Origin of the sequence: Devosia sp. YR412 (assembly GCF_900110945.1) — a bacterium.
Lineage (GTDB): Bacteria > Pseudomonadota > Alphaproteobacteria > Rhizobiales > Devosiaceae > Devosia.
In genome coordinates this window covers 1,186,886-1,204,404 of record NZ_FOFL01000001.1, presented here as the reverse complement: position 1 = coordinate 1,204,404, position 17,519 = coordinate 1,186,886, and the positions used below count along the sequence as shown (strand labels likewise).

Genomic DNA, 17,519 nt, shown 5'->3' with positions numbered 1-17,519 from the left:
GCCTGTTGCCATTCGGTCACAGTTCGCTAACCTTGTCGCAAGGATCAATCCCCGCTACCAAAGCATGCTCCCGCCAAGAGGATGCCGTCGCAGCGCATGGTCGCCTGTTTCGACCCTTTGCTATGGACGTTGCCACAATGAAGCCTATCGCAGGATATAATCGCCCCTGATGCGTCACCTCTTTGCACTTGCGATGTGTCTTGCGTTCGCGCTCGGCGTCATGGCCCCCGCCGCCGCTTTTGAAGTTATTTCCGTCCCCGAAGACGTCAATGCCGTTAATCTGAGCGACGTCATCGAGATCCAGCCCGGCCCCGAAGGCAAGGTCCAGCTTTCGACTGCGCCAGGCGAGGACGGCATCATCCGTCGCATCGAAGTGCTGGCCAGCCAGCCGGGCACGACGCCCAATTTCGCGCTGTTTGCGCTGCGCAACGAGAGCGACCAGCAGATCGAGCGCCTGCTGGTCGCACCATTTTTTCGCCTGCCGGGCTCCGGCATTTTTCAGCCCGACCTGGGTGACGAACGCCTCACTGCCCTGACCCCCAGCGCCGGCATTCGTCCCGTGCGGCTGGTCGACAGCGAAGCCGACGTCTTCGAAGTCACCCTCGACCCCGGCGCCACGGTAACTTTCGTCGCCGAACTCGCTGGTGCCGATCTGCCCGAACTCTATCTCTGGCAGCCCAATGCCTATCGCGACTATGTGAACTCCTTCACCCTGTTCCGCGGCGTGGTGCTGGGCGTCGCCTCGCTGGCGGCGGTGTTTTTGACCATCATGTTCGTGGTCAAGGGGCGCGGCGTGTTCCCGGCCACGGCAGCCTTCGCCTGGGCCGTGCTGGCTTACCTCTTGATTGATTTCGGCATTCTCGGCCGCATTTTCGGCCTGCCGGCGGGAGGCGTGCAGCCGCTGCGCGCCGCAGCGGAGGCTGGCATAGCCACGACTCTAGCCGGATTTCTGTTCATCTATCTCAACCTGCACCGATGGCATCTGCGCTTCATCCATCTGGCGCTGGGTCTGGCGGCGCTGTTCCTGGCGCTGTTCGGCTTTGCCTTCTTCCAGCCAGCCATCGCCGCCTCCATCGCCCGGCTGGTGCTGGCGCTGCTCGGCGTCTCCGGCTTCTTCCTGATCCTCCTTCTCGCACTGCGCGGCTATGACCGCGCGGTCCTCCTTGTGCCGACCTGGATCATCCTGATCGCCTGGCTGTTCTATTCCTGGATGGTGCTCTCCGGCCAAGTCTCAAATGACGTCGCCCAGCCCGCCGTCGGCGGTGGGTTGGTGCTGATCGTCATGCTGCTCGGCTTCACCGCGGTGCAGCACGCCTTTTCGGAAGGACAGGTGTCGATCGGCACGTTGTCGGAAGTCGAGCGCCGCGCCCTGGCGCTCACTGGCTCGGGTGACTTTGTCTTCGACTGGAATATCGAACGCGACCGCGTCTCGGTCAGTGATGAACTGGCGACGCGTCTCGGCGAAAAGCGCGGGGCGCTGCGTGGCGCCATCAAGCGCTGGCTCGACCGCGTGCATCCGGATGACCGCGACCGCTTCCGCACCGCCTTCGACACGCTTGTGGAACTGCGTCGCGGCAAGGTTTCCGCCGACATGCGCATTGCCGGCCATGACGGCAGCTATCGCAGCTTCCGCATGCGGGTGAAGCCGGTGCTGGGCGGTGATGGCCAGGTCAACCGCATTGTCGGTACCCTGCAGGATGTCACCGAAGACCGCGCCTCGCGCGAACGTCTGCTGCATGACGCCGTGCATGACAGCCTGACCGGCCTGCCCAATCGCATGCTGTTTCTTGACCGGCTGGAACGCGCCCTGGTCCGCGCTCGTACGCCGGGCGGCACCAAGCCGGCGGTGTTCCTGATCGATATCGATCGCTTCATGGAGCTCGAAGAGCGCATCGGCCATTCCGCAGCCGATTCGGTGCTGCTGGCCATTTCCCGCCGCATCGCCCGCATCATGCGCCCGCTCGATACCGTTGCCCGTGTCACCGGCGACCAGTTCGCCGTGATCCTTGCCTCTGAACAGGCGGCCGGCAAGATTGCGGAGACGGCCGAACAAATCCGCAAGGCGCTAAAGGCTCCGTTCAATTTTGGCGACCGCGACCTGACGCTCTCGGCCTCGATCGGCGTCACCATCTATGACAGCAATCCGGCCACGGCGGCCGACGTGCTGCGCGATGCCGAACTGGCCATGTATTATGCCAAGCGCTTGGGCGGTGATCGCATCGAGGCCTATCGCGCCTCGGCCCGCTCGATTGCCGCGTATAACCGCGCCAGCGAGGAAGATCTCGAACGCGGCATGTCACAGGGCGAGCTGCAGGTGCAGTTCCAGCCGGTGATGGACATGATCTCCGGCAAGATCGCCGGCGCCGAGGCGCTGATGCGCTGGCTGCACCCGACACGCGGTCCCGTGGCGCCGACCGAATTCATCGCCCTGGCCGAACGCTCGGGCCAGATCGAACGGCTGGGCCGCATCGCCTTTGAACAGGCGGCGTTCCAGATGCGCGACTGGATGACCACCATGCCCGGCCTGCCGGAGGAGTTCTTCATCTCGGTTAACATGTCGCCCAGCCAACTGGCGGCAAAAAACCTTCTCAATGAAATGCGGGCCGTCATCGACCAGAACCCCGGCATTGCCGGCCATCTCAAGCTGGAACTGACCGAGTCGCAGGTGATGACCAATCCCGAGCATTCCGCCTATATGCTCGACGCTTTGCGTAATATGGGTCTGGGCCTGGCGCTGGATGATTTCGGCACTGGCCATTCATCGCTGGGCTATCTGCACCGCTTCCCCTTCGACACGATCAAAATCCCGGCCGATTTCGTTACCATTAACGAAAATAGCGGCCCCGGCCACACGCAGGTGCCGATCGTCCGCGCTATTGTGGCATTGGCGCATGAGCTGGGCCTGTCGGTGATTGCCGAGGGCGTGGAAACGCCGGGTGAAATCGAACGACTGAAGCAACTCGATTGCCGCCTCGGCCAGGGTTTTGCGTTCGGCGCGGCCATGACGGCACCCGAATTTGCCAAGCAGCTCGCCGCCCAGTTGGCCAAGCCGAACTAGGCGTGCCCCGCATCCGGGCTCAAGGTAGCCCGGGTGATGTGGAGACTGGCCAGCGCAGCCTCATAGCGGTCTTCCACCGGCGTATCGAAGATCAGCTCGCGGCTGAACGGCGCAGTCAGCCAGCCATTGCCGACGATCTCGTCCTCGAGCTGCCCGGCGCTCCAGCCGCAGCAACCGAGTGCGAACAGCGCCGAGTGGGGCGCAGGGCCGAAGGCCATGGCGCGCAGGATATCGACGGTGGCGGTGAGGCAGATGCCCTCGGTGACCGGATAGGTATTGCCGCTTTTGTAGTCCGACGAATGCAGCACAAAGCCGCGGCCCGTTTCCACAGGCCCGCCACGCATCACGGCGCGCTGGCGGATGCTGTCGGGCAGGCGGATCACCGCGTCGGGATCGCCGAGGTCGAGCTCGTCGAGAATATCGGCGAAGCGCAGGTTGGCCAGCTCGTGGTTGACCACCAGCCCCATGGCGCCCTCATCCCCGTGGCCGACGAGGAGAATGACGCTCTCCGCAAAGCGGTCGTCGTCCATATCAGGCATGGCGATGAGAAATTGGCCTTCGAGCGATGTCATGGCTTGATTGTAGGGATGGTCGGGCCTTCTGCCAAGTTGGCGGGCTCTTCACGAAGGCATGATGGGCCATCAGCTATTTCTCAACACCATCCTGCGCTAATGCCTTTGCCATGCGTCTTTCTGCCCTTTTCACCGCGATTGTTCTGCTGACATCCCCCGCTTTTGCGGGTGAAACACCATGGCAGGATGTGGCGCCTGGCGTGAAGCTGCGGCTGATCAGTTCGGGCCACATCAAGGCGGATGGTACCACGCTCGTGGGTCTCGAAATCGACATGCCCGAGACCAGCAAGACCTATTGGCGGGTGCCAGGCGATACCGGCCTGCCGACCGTGCTGGATTTTGCTGCTTCGACTGGCGTGCTGAGCCACAAGATCGTCTGGCCCTATCCGACGCGGCAGGAGACCGAGGACTATCTCGACTATGTTTATCTTGGCCCCACTGTCCTGCCTATCGAAGTGACCGTGGCGCCGGGCCGGCCTTATGCCGAGATCGACGCCATGCTGGGCGTTTGCTCCGATATCTGCCTGCCGGCGCAGGCGCATTTTTCGCTGGCACTGAGCGACGCGGAGCCGGATCGTCCCAATGGTCTACGGATCAAACAGGCGCTTGCCATGGCGCCGATTGCCTGGGAGCAGGATCCGCAGCCGATCGGCAGTGTCGACGTCATCGCCGACGACGCAATGCTGGCGGTCCACGTCAGTGACCCCGACCTCGATCCTACCTCGTTGATCGCCTCGATGCCCGAAGGCGAACCGGTGTTCGGCACGCCGCAAAAAAGCCCCGAACCAAACCTAGTGCTCATTCCCATCCTGGGCAAAGGCGATGATGCAATCGACCTTAAAAATCAGGATGTTCAGCTCACATTCCTGACGGGCATGGGGGCCTTCGAAGTCACCCGGACCGTCACGGCGCCGGCGGCTGAGTGAACGGCAGCGGGGAAAAGGCCATTAGGCCTTGTCGGTGGCGGAAAAGCCCCTTATCCCGATTGCAGGTGAGACGAGGAACGGCCGCCGCCCGGTGGCCCAGTCAGGGGCAAATCCAGTCATGATCGATCGCGGCAGTCCAATTCCGTCCGTGCCAGTCAAACTCGTTACTGCCGAGGGCACGACGGATACGACATCCGACGTCGCGCTGGGGACGGGCACAGTGGTGTTCTTCGCCGTGCCGGGCGCCTTCACCCCGACCTGCCACGTCAATCACCTGCCGGGCTTTGTCGCCAATCTGACCAAGCTGCGCGCCGCCGGCGTGGATCGCGTCGTCTGCGCCTCGGTCAATGATGCCCATGTGATGAAGGCCTGGGCCGAAGCCTCCAACGCGCTGGGCGAGATCGACTTCATTGCCGACGGCAATGGCGCGCTGGCCGAGGCCATGGGCTTGGCCAAGGATTATTCCGGCGCCGGCATGGGCAAGCGCTTTGCCCGCTCCGCCATGATCATCCGCGACGGCATTGCCGATGCGGTGTTTGTCGAAGATGCTCCGGGCGTCAATGCCAGCGGTGCCCCCGCCATTCTCATGGCGCTCGAAGCCGCCAGAAGCTAGTGTCCGCGTCAGGAGATACTGAGATGAACCTCGTCCTTTCCGTAGCCTTGCGCCTCACGGCGGCAGCCGCGACGGCAACCCTGTTGGCGGCCTGCTCGATGGGCGGCATGTTTGGTGGCGGCAATAGCGCTGCACAGACCCAGCAGCTGCAGAATGCGACGGCCAGCCCGGCTGCAGTCGCGCAGGCCCAGAGCAATGCGCTGCCGGCCATTGCCACGACCTGCCCGCCGATCCGCGTGCGCTCGGGCAGCGAGGCGATGTTCTACTATGGCGGCGGTCGCACCGGCGACGCCCGCTCGCTGCAATATCAGGGTGTCATCGACGAAACCTCGCGCAATTGCGTGGTGTCCAATGGGTTGATCACCGTCAATATGGGCGTGGTCGGCCGCGTGCTGCTTGGCCCGGCCGGCAACCAGACATCGGTCAATGCGCCGATCCGTTTCGCCGTCGAGCGTGACGGACAGGCCGTGTTCTCCGAGAAGCACACCATTCCGGTTGCCATCGTTGCACCGGCTCGTTCGGCCGAATTCGTCAAGGTGCTGGAAAACGTCGCCATTCCCTATCTTGGCGGCGAGGACATCACCATCTGGGTGGGTTTCGATACCCGCGGCTAAATTGGCCCAGTATCGCTCAATCTAAAGGGCCCGTGGATAACTCCACGGGCCCTTTTCTTATTCTGCCGCCTTGAGCGTTTCCGTTGGTCGTTCCCACTTGAGAATGGGAGACCGTGCTGCCCGTGTCTCATCCAGACGACGGCGCGGGGCCTTCATAGGGGCGGCTGTGAAGCGCTGCTTGTTGCCGGACTTGGCGTCCAGCGCCAGTTCTTCCATCACGTCGCAGAAGCGATCGAGGGTCTGTTTGCTTTCGCTTTCGGTCGGCTCGATCAGCATGGCGCCATGGACGACCAGCGGGAAATACATGGTCATGGGGTGGAACCCTTCGTCGATCAGCGCCTTGGCGAAATCGAGCGTGGTGACGCCGCTGTCCTTGAGGAAGCTGTCGTCGAACAGGGCTTCATGCATGGTCGGATAGTCGGGGAAGGGCACCGAGAAGACGTGCTGCAGGCGGGCCTTGATGTAATTGGCATTGAGCACCGCATCCTGCGCTGCCTGGGCTAGGCCATCGCCGCCGTGGCTGAGCATATAGGTCAGCGCCCGGACATACATGCCCATCTGGCCCTGGAAGGCCGTCACCCGGCCCAAGGCCGACGCTTCGGTATGTTCGACCAGCTCAAGGCCATTCTGGCCCTTGCGGACGAAAGGCACGGGCGCGAAGGGTGCCAGGGCTTCCGACAGAACAACCGGACCGGCACCGGGGCCGCCGCCGCCATGGGGCGTCGAGAAGGTTTTGTGCAGGTTGATATGCATGGCGTCGATGCCGAGATCACCCGGACGGACGACGCCCATGATGGCGTTGAAATTGGCGCCATCGCAGTAGAAGAAGGCGCCCGCCGCATGCACGGCTTCGGCAATCTCGATCACCTGCGGTTCGAACAGGCCGCAGGTATTGGGATTGGTCAGCATGATGGCTGCCACGTCGGGCGACAGCGCATCCTTGACCGCCTGCACGTCCACCGTGCCATCGGCGCGGGCCGGAATCGGCTTCACCGAATAGCCGAGGAAGGCGGCGGTGGCCGGATTGGTGCCATGAGCGCTTTCTGGCACCAGCACGATCGTGCGATGGCTCTGGCCGGCCGCGTCCTGCGCCGCCTTGATCGCCATCATGCCCAACAGCTCACCATGCGCGCCGGCCTTGGGCGTGAGCGCCACGGCCGCGGTATTGGTGAGGGTCATCAGCCAGTGGCTGAGCTGTTCCATCAGCTCCAGCGCGCCCTGCACGGTCGAGACCGGCTGCAGCGGATGGATATCCGAGAAGCCGGGCAGGCGGGCCATTTTCTCGTTGAGGCGCGGGTTGTGCTTCATCGTGCATGAGCCCAGCGGATACATGCCGGAATCGATCGAGTGGTTGAGGCGCGACAGGCGAACATAGTGGCGCATGGCTTCGGGCTCGGTGAGGCCGGCCAGATCAAGCGGCGTCTTGCGCTCGAAGCCGCCGAGGCGGCTGGTCGAGATTTCGACATCCGGCAGATCGACGCCGGAGTGCTCGGTATCGCCGATTTCGAACAGCAGCGGTTCATTCGGCAGAAGTGCCGAGCCCGAGGTCGAGGAAAAGCCGGAGGTGCCGACGCCGGTGGGGCGGCCCTGATTGTTCATGCTCATGCGAGTTCCTCCGAAAGGGCGGCGCAGAGCGCAGCAATGTCGGCGTCGGTGGTGAGTTCGGTGGCCGCCAGCACGATCAGATTGGCGACCGAGGGATCCTTCGGCTCCAGCCGGCTGACCGGCACGCCGCCGAGGATGCCGCGGGCGGCCAGGCGCTCGATCAGCGCGGCAGCGGGCTGCGAGGTACGGATGGTCATCTCGTTGAAGAAGGTCTTGTTGAGCACCTCGACGCCCGTCACCGCCGCCAGCGCATCGGCCAGCTTGCAGGCATTGGCGTGGTTGAGACGCGCCAGGCGGGTGAAGCCGGCCTCACCCAGAAGACCCATATGGATCGAGAAGGCGAGAGCGCAGAGGCCCGAATTGGTGCAGATATTGGACGTCGCCTTCTCGCGGCGGATATGCTGCTCGCGGGTCGACAGGGTCAGCACGAAGCCGCGCTGGCCTTCGGCATCGACGGTTTCGCCGCAGATGCGGCCGGGCATCTGGCGGATGAAGTCCTTGCGGGTGGCGAGGAGGCCCAGATAGGGGCCACCAAAGTTGAGCGCATTGCCGATCGACTGGCCTTCGGCCACGACGATATCGGCGCCGAGCGCGCCGGGGGCTTCCAGCAGGCCGAGCGAGACCACTTCGGTGATGACCACGATCAGCAACGCGCCCTTGGCATGGGCGGCATCGGCGGCAGCCTTCATGTTGCGCAGGTGGCCGTAGAAGTCCGGGGTCTGGATGACGATGGCGGCGGTCTGCTCGTCGATATGATCGAGAATGTCGCCCTGGCCTTCCGGCGAAGCCGAGAGGCATTCGAGATCGGCGTCATCCTTGAGATAGGCCTTCACCACATCACGGTAATGCGGGTGCAGGCCACCCGACAGCACGATCTTGTTGCGCTTGGTGAGGCGACGCGCCATCAGCACGGCCTCGGCCGTGCCGGTGGAGCCGTCGTATAGCGAGGCGTTCGCCACATCCATGCCGGTGAGCTTGGCCACCTGGGTCTGGAATTCGAACAGCATCTGCAGGGTGCCCTGCGAGATTTCCGGCTGATAGGGTGTATAGGCGGTGAGCCATTCCGAACGCTGGATCAGGTGATCGACCGTGGCTGGCACGTGGTGGCGATAGGCGCCAGCGCCGACGAAGAACGGGCCATCGGCCCCCGCATGGTTCTTGGCCGAGAGCGCCTTCATATGGGCTTCGACGAGGAATTCAGGGCTATGGGCGGGTAGGCCGAGATCGAAGCTCTTCAGCGCCCGGGCAGGCACGGCGCTGAACAAAGCATCGATATTGGCCGCGCCGATGACGCCGAGCATTTCGGCGCGTTCGGCTTCGGAATGGGGAAGATAGCGCATGGGATACTCTTAGAGGGTCAGCTCGGCATAAGCGTCGGAATCGAGCAGGTGGTCGATTTCACCGGCGTCGGCGATGGCGATCTTGTAGATCCAGCCGGTGGCTTCTGGATCCGCATTGATCAGGCCAGGATTGCCCGTCAGCTCTTCATTGACCTCGGTGACGGTGCCCGACACGGGGGCATAAATCTCCGAGGCGGCCTTGACGCTTTCGACGACGGCAGCTTCGTCGCCCTTCTTGAGAACCTTGCCGACGGCGGGAAGCTCGACGAAGACGATGTCGCCCAGGGCTTCCTGCGCATAGGGGGTGATGCCGACAATGCCGGTCGAACCCTCGACGCGGATATACTCATGGTCAGGGGTGAACTTGGTGGTCATGGCAGGCCTCTCAACTGGCTTTGGGCTTACGGAAATAACGATGGGGGACGAAGGGGGTGGGCACCACCTCGGCCGGCTGGGAGCGGCCGCGGACGGAGACCTGCAGCTTGCTGCCGATTTCGGCATGAGCCGGCGGCACGAAGCCCAGCGCAATGGCCTTGCCCAATGAGGGTGCGAAGCCGCCGCTGGTGACGACACCGATGGCGGTGCCGGAGGCATCGAGGATTTCAGCGCCTTCACGAGCGGGCGCGCCCTCGACGATCAGGCCGACCCGCTGGCGGCTGAGCTTGCCCTCGCGCTCGGCGAGAATGCGTGCGGCACCGGGGAAGTCGGCAGAATCACGGCGGCGCTTGGAGACGGCAAAGCCGAGATCGGCTTCAATGGGGGAGATGGTTTCGTCGAGGTCGTGCCCATAGAGCGGCAGGCCGGCTTCGAGGCGCAGGCTGTCGCGGGCGCCCAGGCCGATCGGCTTGACGCGCTCGTCCGATAGTAGGGCGTCCCAGAGCTTGGCGGCATTCTCGTTGGGCACGAGGATTTCGAAGCCATCTTCGCCGGTATAGCCGGAGCGGGCGACGATGATCTTTTGGCCAGCAAAATCGAAGGGGGCATATTGCATGAAGCCCAGCTCTTCGGCGCCGGGGGCAAGCGTGGCCATGACGGCGACGGCCTCGGGGCCCTGCAGCGCTAGCAGCGACTGCTCGGCATCGGCGCGGGTCAGCTTGGCCTTGTCACCAGCGGCGTCTTCGATCCGGGCGAAATCGCCGTCCTTGGTGCCGGCGTTGACCACGATATAGAGCGCGCCGCCGAACAGCGGTGAACGGCCGACCATCAGGTCGTCAATGGCGCCGCCAGTCTCGTTGAGCAGCAGGGTGTAGCGGATCTGACCGGGCTTGAGGACGGCGATGTCACCGCAGATCAGCGGCTCGATGACCGCAGCGACGGCAGCGTGGTCCGCTTCGGCATCACCGCTCGGATTGGTCAGCAGCAGAAAGCTCGGCCCCATATGCGACACATCGAACAGGCCGGCATGCTCGCGGGTCCATTTGTGTTCCGCCATGATACCCGAGGGATATTGCACGGGGAGAGAATAGCCGCCGAACGGCACCATGCGGCCGCTGGCGGCAACGTGCTGCGCGTGAAGGGCAGTGGTCTTGAGGTCTTCGGTTGGGGCTTCGGCCATCAACACATCCCGGATTTTGAACAAGGCGACACGACTAGCTTCGCCTTTCGGCGAATTCCGTGCCCCCTCTGTCCTTGCCCTGAGAGATTCCCAGCTGAGCGCTGGTTGCTCCTTCGGTGGGACCGTGCGTCGGTCCGCTTTCCAGAGTGTTTGACCTGACTGCGGTCCGTTTGCCTGAGAGTTTCCGGGGCGGTTGCTCCTTCGGCGCTGGAGAAAAACCAGTCTCTCCCGCAGTCCCCGGCACCATGGTGGAGAAACCCCGGGAGGTCAATCGCAGCCAGTATAGCGCCAAAGAAAAAGGCGGGCATAACTGCCCGCCTTAAAATGCATCAGAGCTGCTTGCCTCAGTTGAGTCGATTGCTCACGTCGGCAATGGCGCGGTCGACGACCTGGCCACCCTTCTTGCTCATCTCGTCGGTGAGGACGAGGCGGGCCGCTTCGATGGCAACGTCGGCCGAACGGGCACGAACTTCGGCGATGGCCTGAGCTTCAGCCTGGGCGATCTTGTCTTCCACGGCCTTGGTGCGGCGGGCAACGAGTTCATTTAGCGAGGCCTGGGCCTCGGCGGTCAGGCGCTCTGCATCGGCCTTGGCGGCCTTGACGATCTCTTCGGCTTCGCCTTCGGCGGCAACGCGCTTCTGCTCATATTCGACGAGCAGGGCGGCAGCCTCTTCGCGCAGGCGCTTGGCAGCTTCCAGTTCGTCCGAAATCTGCTTGATGCGCTTGTCGAGCATGGTGCCGATGATCCGCGGCACGCCGAAATAGGTGATCAGGGCGAGGAAGGCGACGAGGCCAACGGTAGCCCAGAAGCTATTGTCCATCCATTCAGCCATCACTCTACTCCTTGCTCGCCTTGGCGACGGCAGCGCGGACGCTGTCGCCCGGGATGTCGCCGACCAGCTGGGTCACGACGGTCTGGGCCGTTTCGGCGGCAATCTCGTCGACATGCGTCATGGCCGCGGTCTTGGTCGTGGCAATGCGCGCCTCGGCAGCGCTCACCTTGGCGGCGAGATCGGCTTCGACAGCCTTGCGCTTGCCATCGAGCTCGGCCTTGCTGGCGTCGCTGGCGGCCGTCGCAATGGCGCGGGCATTGTTCTTGGCTTCGGCGAGGGCAGCCTCATAGGCGGCAATCGCTGCATCGGTCTTCTGCTGGCTGGCTTCGGCCGCAGCAATATCAGCATCGATGCGCGCCTTGCGGTCATCGAGGATCGAACCCATGCGGGGCAGGGCGACCTTGCTCATCAGCAGGTAGAGGGCTGCAAAGCTCAGCGCCAGCCAGAGCAGCTGGGAAGGGAATGTCGCGGGATCGAAAGGCGGGAAGACATCGGAATGTCCAGCGTCGCCGTGAGCCTCGGTGGTCGCATGCGTTCCGGCCGTTGGATCGTCATGACCCGTTGCGCCAGGAGCCGGTGCGGTATGAGTTGCGTCGATCGCGTTGTCGAGGTTTTCCTCGGTCGGCGTCACCGCCTCTTGAGCGAAAGCTTGCGTTACCATCAGGTACGGTCCCGTTAAATCCGGTCAGCCGGCCGATGGCCGGAAATATGCACGCAGCCGGGAAATTTGGCCCCGGCTGCGAAAGCTCTGTCAGTCGACGCGTCTTAGGCGACGAACAGCAGGATCAGGGCAACCAGGAACGAGAAGATGCCCAGTGCTTCGGTCATGGCCATACCGAAAATCAGGTTACCGGTCTGGCTCGGAGCAGCCGAAGGGTTGCGCAGGGCACCCGACAGGAAGTTCGAGAAGATGTTCGACACGCCGAGGGCAGCACCGGCCATGCCGAGAGTTGCGATACCAGCGCCGATGAACTTTGCGGCTTCAGCTTCCATTTTTGTAGTCCTTTCGAGGGTAGGTCGTTTGTTGCCGGCGGGACCCGCCGAGGAGGGGACTCAACGTCTCAGTGAGATGGGTGAACCGCGTCGTTGAGATACATCGACGTCAGAACTGCAAACACATAGGCCTGCACCGCTGCGACGAGGAATTCGAGTGCCGTCAGGGCGACCGTCATCAGCAGCGGCAAAAGAGCGCCGAGCCAGCCGAGGGCACCAAGAGTTCCAAGGCTCACCACGAAACCGGCGAAGACCTTGAGCGTGATATGGCCGGCAAGGATATTGCCGAACAGTCGAACCGAGAGGCTGATCGGGCGGGACAGGAACGAAATGATTTCGATCGGCACCACGATGGGCAGCACATAGGCCGGAACGCCGGCCGGCACGAAGAGTTTCAGGAACTTGAAGCCGTGGCGGAAGAAGCCATAGCCGATCACCACCGCCATCACGAGCACCGCCAGAGCGATGGTGACGATGATATGGCTGGTGACGGTGAAGAAATAGGGGATCATGCCAAACAGGTTGGCAAACAGCACGAAGGTGAACAGCGAGAACACGAAGGGGAAGAACTTCATGCCTTCCTTGCCCGCCGAACTACGAAGCATATTGGCCACGAATTCATACAGCAGTTCGCCCGCCAGCTGGAAGCGCGAGGGCACCAGCGACTTCTTGGCCGAAGCCGCCACCACGAAAGTGGTGATCGCGGCAACCGTCAGCACCATGAAGAGCGACGAATTGGTGAAGGAGAAGTTCATGCCGTGATCGGCAGCGCCGTCACCACCGAGGTGAATCGGGAAAATGTCCTGAATGACAAACTGGTGGATCGGGTCAGTACCGGCCAAGATCAAGCCCTCTAAAGGTCATCATTTGTCATCCTTGTCGGCGACACCGGAGACCGGCGGCGCTGACAATTCAGCGTTCATTTGCGCCACCACACGGGTGACATTGAGTATTCCAGCGGCGAAGCCCATCAGCATGCCGATGAGCAAGCCCCAGGGGCTGGACCCCAGGCCAAGATCGACGAGATATCCGAGGACACACCCGACGATGATTGCGGCGATGAATTCGGTACCGATGCGCATGCCGCGCGCCATACCGCTCATCCCCTCGGAGCTGTTTGCCGAGGCTCTGTTGTCCTCGAGCTGACGCTCCCGCTTGGCCGAGGCAATACGCGAAGCAATGTCGCGCGTCACCCCTTTGGCGCTGTCCGGCCGACCATCGGTATCTTGCGGTTTCGACATCCGCTCGCTCCCCTCGGCCGGCTTTTTCCCCGAGTTCCGGGTACGCCTTTTAAGTCGCGCGCAACATAGTGGTGGGGTCTGAGAGTGTCAAGACAACCTTAAACGTCGTAAGTATCTGTTTTATAATGGGAAATCAGCTTGTCGCAGGGGTGCGTCATGCTGTCCATCAATCAAGGTGGCAAAGTCTGGGCAGGGTCGGGGGGATTCTGTGCATTTTGTCCACGACCAGACGCCGCCCGGCCGGAGCCTTACGGTTGCAAACAGGCGGGCCCCGAGACGGCTTACGCCTCTGGTTAGATTAATAGTGAGACGCTAACCGTCTCGGGGCGTCCGGTTTTATGAACCGCGTCGGGCGGCCGATCTAACCTCGCAGATCGACGGCCCGGGCGTGAACCCACGGCGACTGGCATAGTCCCGTGCCCGGCCCACTCCCGCCACTGTCGCCTGCAGGCCGCCGATGCGGGGTGGATGGCAGGAGTATGCGCGCAGGTTGAGGGGCGGGGATAAGGTGGATAGATTCTTGCTGCGATGCTTCAGGCACTGAGCTTGCGGAAGGATACCCCCTTCCTGCTCGATGACGGACTTAGCTAAGGGCTAAGTCCTATCTCGCTTCCCTCCCCGCAAGGGGGAGGGTGGCCTCCACTCGTGCTGCTAGCTACTTGAGGTCAGTCCTGGGGCTTCCACACCAACTCAAACCGCCTCGCGGAAGCTCTCTGCCGTAGTCAGATCCACGGACACCAGCTGGCTCACGCCGCGCTCGGCCATGGTGACGCCGAACAGGCGATCGACGCGGCTCATGGTGATAGGATTGTGGGTGATCACCATGAAGCGGGTATTGGTGCGCTGGCGCATGCTGTCGAGCAGGTTGCAGAAGCGTTCGACATTGGCGTCGTCGAGCGGGGCGTCGACTTCGTCGAGCACGCAGATCGGCGCGGGGTTGGTGAGGAAGACAGCAAAGATCAGCGACATGGCGGTCAGAGCCTGCTCGCCTCCCGAGAGCAAAGTCATGGTCTGCGGCTTCTTGCCGGGCGGGCGGGCGATGATTTCGAGACCCGCTTCGAGCGGATCGTCGCTTTCGACAAAGCTCAGCTCGGCCGTGCCGCCGCCGAAAAGGGTGGTGAACAGTTCCTGGAAATGCGCATTGACCCTGCCGAAGGCCTCGTTGAGCCGGGCGCGGCCCTCGCGGTTGAGCGAGGCAATGCCGGTGCGCAGCTTGGCGATGGCTTCGATCAGGTCATTCTTGTCCCCAACCATCAGGTCGAGCTTTTCCTGAACCTCAACCGCTTCCTTCTCAGCCGACAGGTTCACGCCGCCCAGCCGCTCGCGCTCGGCCTTGAGCCGATCGACCTTCTGCTCGGTGGCGCTTTCGGCAGGAAGGGGCTCTTCGGGGCGGATGCCCGAGGCTTCGAGCGTCTTGTTGGCGGGAATGTCCAGCACTTCTTCGACCTGCCGCTCGATCTGCTGGCGCTGGGCAATGAATCCCTTGGCGCGTTCTTCGATGCGGGTCAGTTCGATCCGAGCATTGGCCAGGGCATCGCTGGCCGTCTTTAGCGTGCGATCGGCATCGCGCCAGCCGGTCTGGGCGACGGAGAGGCTGTCGCTAGAGGCTTGGTGCTCGATCTTGGCGGTTTCGATCTGATCGTCGAGCTGGGCGCGGCGGGTGGCAAAGCCGTCCGGCGTCTCGTTGACGGTGGCCAGTTGCGCTGTGACTTCGGCGCTGCGCTGGTCGAGGGTCGAGAGCTGGGCCAGGGCGCCATCGCGGCGGCGCTGCCAGCTCTGGCTGTCGCGTTCGAGCTGGGCGAGCCGGCTGTCGCGCATGCGGGCAGCGGTTTCGAAATTGCCGAGTTTCAGCCGGGCCTGGTCGGCGCGATCGCGAGCCGTGCTGAGGACCAGTTGCTTTGACTCGGCGGCAACGGCCGCATCGTCTTCGGTGCCGGCTTCGGTCAGTGCGCGTTCAGCCTCGCTGCGGGCGGCATCGGCTTCGGCAAGGCTGGTGGCCAGCCGGGCGCGGGCCTCTTCAAGGGCAGATTGCCGCGTCGCCAGATCGCCGATGGCGCGCTGCGCCGTATCGACATCGGACTGGGCAGCGCCGATGGCATGCTGGGCGGCGCGCCAGGCATCGCGGGCCTTGCGTTCTTCATGCCTGGCGGCATCCAGCGCTGTGGTCAGGGCTTCCACGTCGCGTTTGTGGGCATTACGCTCGCCGCGGAAGCGGGCAATTTCCTCATCGAGTTCGGCGAGGCGATTGCGCTGGGCGAGGCGCTGCGCGGCCGCACTCGGTGCGTCGGCAGCCGCGATGAAACCGTCCCAACGCCAGAGGGCGCCGTCGAGCGTGACGAGGCGCTGGCCGGGTTTGAGCGCATGCATCAGGCTCGGGCCATCCGCGGCGTGGATCAGGCCGATCTGATCGAGCCGGCGTTTCAGCAGCGGGCTGCCGGTGACATAGCGGGATAAGGGCTCGGCCGCCTGGGGCAGGGCGGCATCGTCGCTGTGATCGACTGGAACCGACCAATGCATCGGCGCGCCGGCATCCGAGCTGGCGTCGAGATCGTCGCCCAGGGCTGCGCCGAGCGCGGTTTCATAGCCGGGCGCCACCTTGAGTTGGTCGACAATGGCGGGCCACAGACTGGCGCCGACATTGAGCATTTTGCCCAGGGTGGCAGCTTCGGCTTCGAGGCGGTTGAGTGCGGCTTCGATTTCGGCCAGGCGGGGGCGGGCGGCGTCGAGCTGGTCTTGCGCGGCGGCGGCCGTTTCTTCGGCGAAGAGCGCGGCGCTTTCGGCCTCGGCCGCGACCATCTGGGCCGTGTCGAGGGCCGCGCGGCGAAGGCTCAGGGTTTCATCGGCATCGAGCTGCGCCGAAATGGTCTGGGCTTCCTGTTCCACTTCGGCCAATTGCTGTGTCAGGCGGTGAATGCGGGCGGCGGCGTCCTGGCTTGAGCGGGCGGCCTGGGCCCGGCGGGCGCGCACCTGGGCCAAGGTGTCGGCGGCAGCGCGGGCTTCGTCCTCGGCCTCGGCGACGATCTCGCGGGCGACTTCAGCCGCTTCGCGGGCCTCGTCGAATTCATCCTGCGCGGCTTCGCCTTCGGCGGTGAGGCGCTCCAGCTCTTCGCCATAGGCTTCGAGCGTCACCTCGGCCTCGGCCACCAGTTCGCGTTCGCGGGTGCCGTCGGCGCCGAGCTGGCGGATGCGGTCTTCCAACTCGGCCCGGCGCTGGCTGGCGCGCCGGGATTCCTCGGCGAGCTGTTCGGCGAGGATCGTGTAGCGCTGCAGCACGGCGCCGGTCACCGCCTCGCGGTCACGCAGGGGCTGCAGCGAGGCTTCGGCGGCAGCGAGCTTTTTCTGCGCCTCGAATTCGAGATGGGTGGCATCGGCCAGAGCGCGGACCAGCACACCCTGCTGCGCCTCGGCTTCTTTTTCGGCGAAGCGGGCGGCGACCCAGCGGATATGATACAGCGTCGCCTCGGCGCGGCGGATGTCGCCGGAGAGTGAACGATAGCGGGTGGCTAGACGCGCCTGCCGCTTCAGCGCCTCAAGCTGGGTCTCGACCTGGGCGATGATGTCGTCGACGCGTTCGAGATTGGCTTCGGCAGCGCGCAGGCGCAGTTCTGCCTCGTGGCGACGCGAATGCAGACCCGAAATGCCGGCAGCCTCTTCGAGCAGGGCGCGACGGGCGGTGGGCTTGGCGGCGATCAGCTCGCCGATCTGGCCTTGCCGCACCATGGCGGGCGAATGGGCACCGGTGGAAGCATCGGCAAACAGCAATTGCACGTCGCGGGCGCGGACTTCCTTGCCATTGACGCGATAGACCGAGCCTTGCTCGCGCTCGATGCGGCGCGTGACTTCGAGCACATCGGCATTGTTGAGCGCGGCGGGGGCGGTCCGGTCGGAATTGTCGAGGACGAGGGTGACTTCTGCCGAATTGCGGGCGGGACGATTGCCGGAGCCGGAAAAGATAACGTCGTCCATGCCGGAGGCGCGCATCGCCTTGTAGGAGCTTTCGCCCATCACCCAGCGCATGGCTTCGACGAGGTTGGACTTGCCGCAGCCGTTGGGCCCGACAATGCCGGTGAGGCCAGGCTCCATGACCAGGGTCATTTCATCCGAGAAGGACTTGAAGCCGTGCAGCTTGAGACGGGAGAATTTCATGACAGCGCCACCAGGGTGGCGCT

General features: G+C 63.8%; 15 protein-coding genes and 1 riboswitch. Of the genes, 4 read left to right on the top strand and 11 right to left on the bottom strand.

All coding sequences use genetic code 11. From position 1 onward, the window contains the following. Window positions 1-193 precede the first annotated feature (193 nt). The gene (locus BM045_RS05755; protein ID WP_244522884.1) at window positions 194-3,058 is read left to right on the top strand and encodes an EAL domain-containing protein; all 2,865 of its coding nucleotides are present in this window, start codon (window positions 194-196) and stop codon (window positions 3,056-3,058) included. On the opposite strand, the gene BM045_RS05750 is transcribed toward BM045_RS05755, so the two are convergent. After that, the gene (locus BM045_RS05750) at window positions 3,055-3,630 is read right to left on the bottom strand and encodes a YqgE/AlgH family protein (protein ID WP_092180450.1); all 576 of its coding nucleotides are present in this window, start codon (window positions 3,628-3,630) and stop codon (window positions 3,055-3,057) included. The two genes, BM045_RS05755 and BM045_RS05750, sit on opposite strands and share 4 nt — an antisense overlap. A gap of 200 nt (window positions 3,631-3,830) precedes the next feature. Between BM045_RS05750 and BM045_RS05745 the strand changes: the two genes are divergently transcribed. The 3 genes from BM045_RS05745 to BM045_RS05735 all read left to right on the top strand — a co-directional run bounded on the left by BM045_RS05745 (window position 3,831) and on the right by BM045_RS05735 (window position 5,783). Further along, window positions 3,831-4,556, top strand: a complete 726-nt coding sequence (locus BM045_RS05745) for a protein-disulfide reductase DsbD domain-containing protein (RefSeq protein WP_170848391.1) — start codon at window positions 3,831-3,833, stop codon at window positions 4,554-4,556. A 118-nt stretch (window positions 4,557-4,674) separates the two neighbouring features. Beyond that, window positions 4,675-5,169: a peroxiredoxin gene (locus tag BM045_RS05740; protein WP_092180448.1), complete on the top strand. Its 495-nt coding sequence runs from the start codon at window positions 4,675-4,677 to the stop codon at window positions 5,167-5,169. 23 nt (window positions 5,170-5,192) lie between these two features. Continuing rightward, on the top strand, window positions 5,193-5,783 hold the full coding sequence (locus BM045_RS05735; RefSeq protein WP_139198720.1) for a hypothetical protein: 591 nt from the start codon (window positions 5,193-5,195) through the stop codon (window positions 5,781-5,783). 57 nt (window positions 5,784-5,840) lie between these two features. Here the strand turns inward: BM045_RS05735 and gcvPB are convergent, their stop codons facing one another. From gcvPB to smc, 10 genes are all read right to left on the bottom strand, one after another. Beyond that, window positions 5,841-7,388, bottom strand: a complete 1,548-nt coding sequence (gene gcvPB, locus BM045_RS05730) for an aminomethyl-transferring glycine dehydrogenase subunit GcvPB (RefSeq protein ID WP_092180444.1) — start codon at window positions 7,386-7,388, stop codon at window positions 5,841-5,843. Then, entirely contained in the window at window positions 7,385-8,728 is a 1,344-nt protein-coding gene (gcvPA, locus tag BM045_RS05725; RefSeq protein ID WP_092180442.1) for an aminomethyl-transferring glycine dehydrogenase subunit GcvPA, read from the bottom strand. Before gcvPA ends, gcvPB begins: the two co-directional genes overlap by 4 nt. Window positions 8,729-8,737: 9 nt before the next feature. Next, window positions 8,738-9,103 carry a glycine cleavage system protein GcvH gene (gcvH, locus tag BM045_RS05720; RefSeq protein WP_092180440.1) on the bottom strand — a complete coding sequence of 122 codons (366 nt, stop codon included), beginning with the start codon at window positions 9,101-9,103 and terminating at the stop codon, window positions 8,738-8,740. Between the two features lie 10 nt (window positions 9,104-9,113). Then, complete coding sequence (gcvT, locus tag BM045_RS05715; RefSeq protein WP_092180998.1) at window positions 9,114-10,283, bottom strand: glycine cleavage system aminomethyltransferase GcvT; 1,170 nt, start codon at window positions 10,281-10,283, stop codon at window positions 9,114-9,116. 152 nt (window positions 10,284-10,435) lie between these two features. Next, window positions 10,436-10,524: riboswitch (glycine riboswitch) on the bottom strand. Between the two features lie 103 nt (window positions 10,525-10,627). Continuing rightward, window positions 10,628-11,116 (bottom strand): F0F1 ATP synthase subunit B family protein, encoded by a 489-nt coding sequence (locus tag BM045_RS05710; RefSeq protein WP_244522882.1) that lies wholly within the window; start codon window positions 11,114-11,116, stop codon window positions 10,628-10,630. A gap of 4 nt (window positions 11,117-11,120) precedes the next feature. Continuing rightward, entirely contained in the window at window positions 11,121-11,777 is a 657-nt protein-coding gene (locus tag BM045_RS05705; protein WP_244522881.1) for a F0F1 ATP synthase subunit B, read from the bottom strand. A 104-nt stretch (window positions 11,778-11,881) separates the two neighbouring features. Next, complete coding sequence (locus BM045_RS05700) at window positions 11,882-12,109, bottom strand: F0F1 ATP synthase subunit C (RefSeq protein WP_046137693.1); 228 nt, start codon at window positions 12,107-12,109, stop codon at window positions 11,882-11,884. Between the two features lie 68 nt (window positions 12,110-12,177). Next, window positions 12,178-12,951, bottom strand: coding sequence for a F0F1 ATP synthase subunit A (locus BM045_RS05695; protein WP_092180995.1), 774 nt, complete (start codon window positions 12,949-12,951; stop codon window positions 12,178-12,180). Window positions 12,952-12,972: 21 nt separating this feature from the next. Further along, complete coding sequence (locus BM045_RS05690; protein WP_092180434.1) at window positions 12,973-13,350, bottom strand: AtpZ/AtpI family protein; 378 nt, start codon at window positions 13,348-13,350, stop codon at window positions 12,973-12,975. 690 nt (window positions 13,351-14,040) lie between these two features. After that, window positions 14,041-17,496: a chromosome segregation protein SMC gene (smc, locus tag BM045_RS05685; RefSeq protein WP_092180433.1), complete on the bottom strand. Its 3,456-nt coding sequence runs from the start codon at window positions 17,494-17,496 to the stop codon at window positions 14,041-14,043. Window positions 17,497-17,519: the final 23 nt, after the last annotated feature.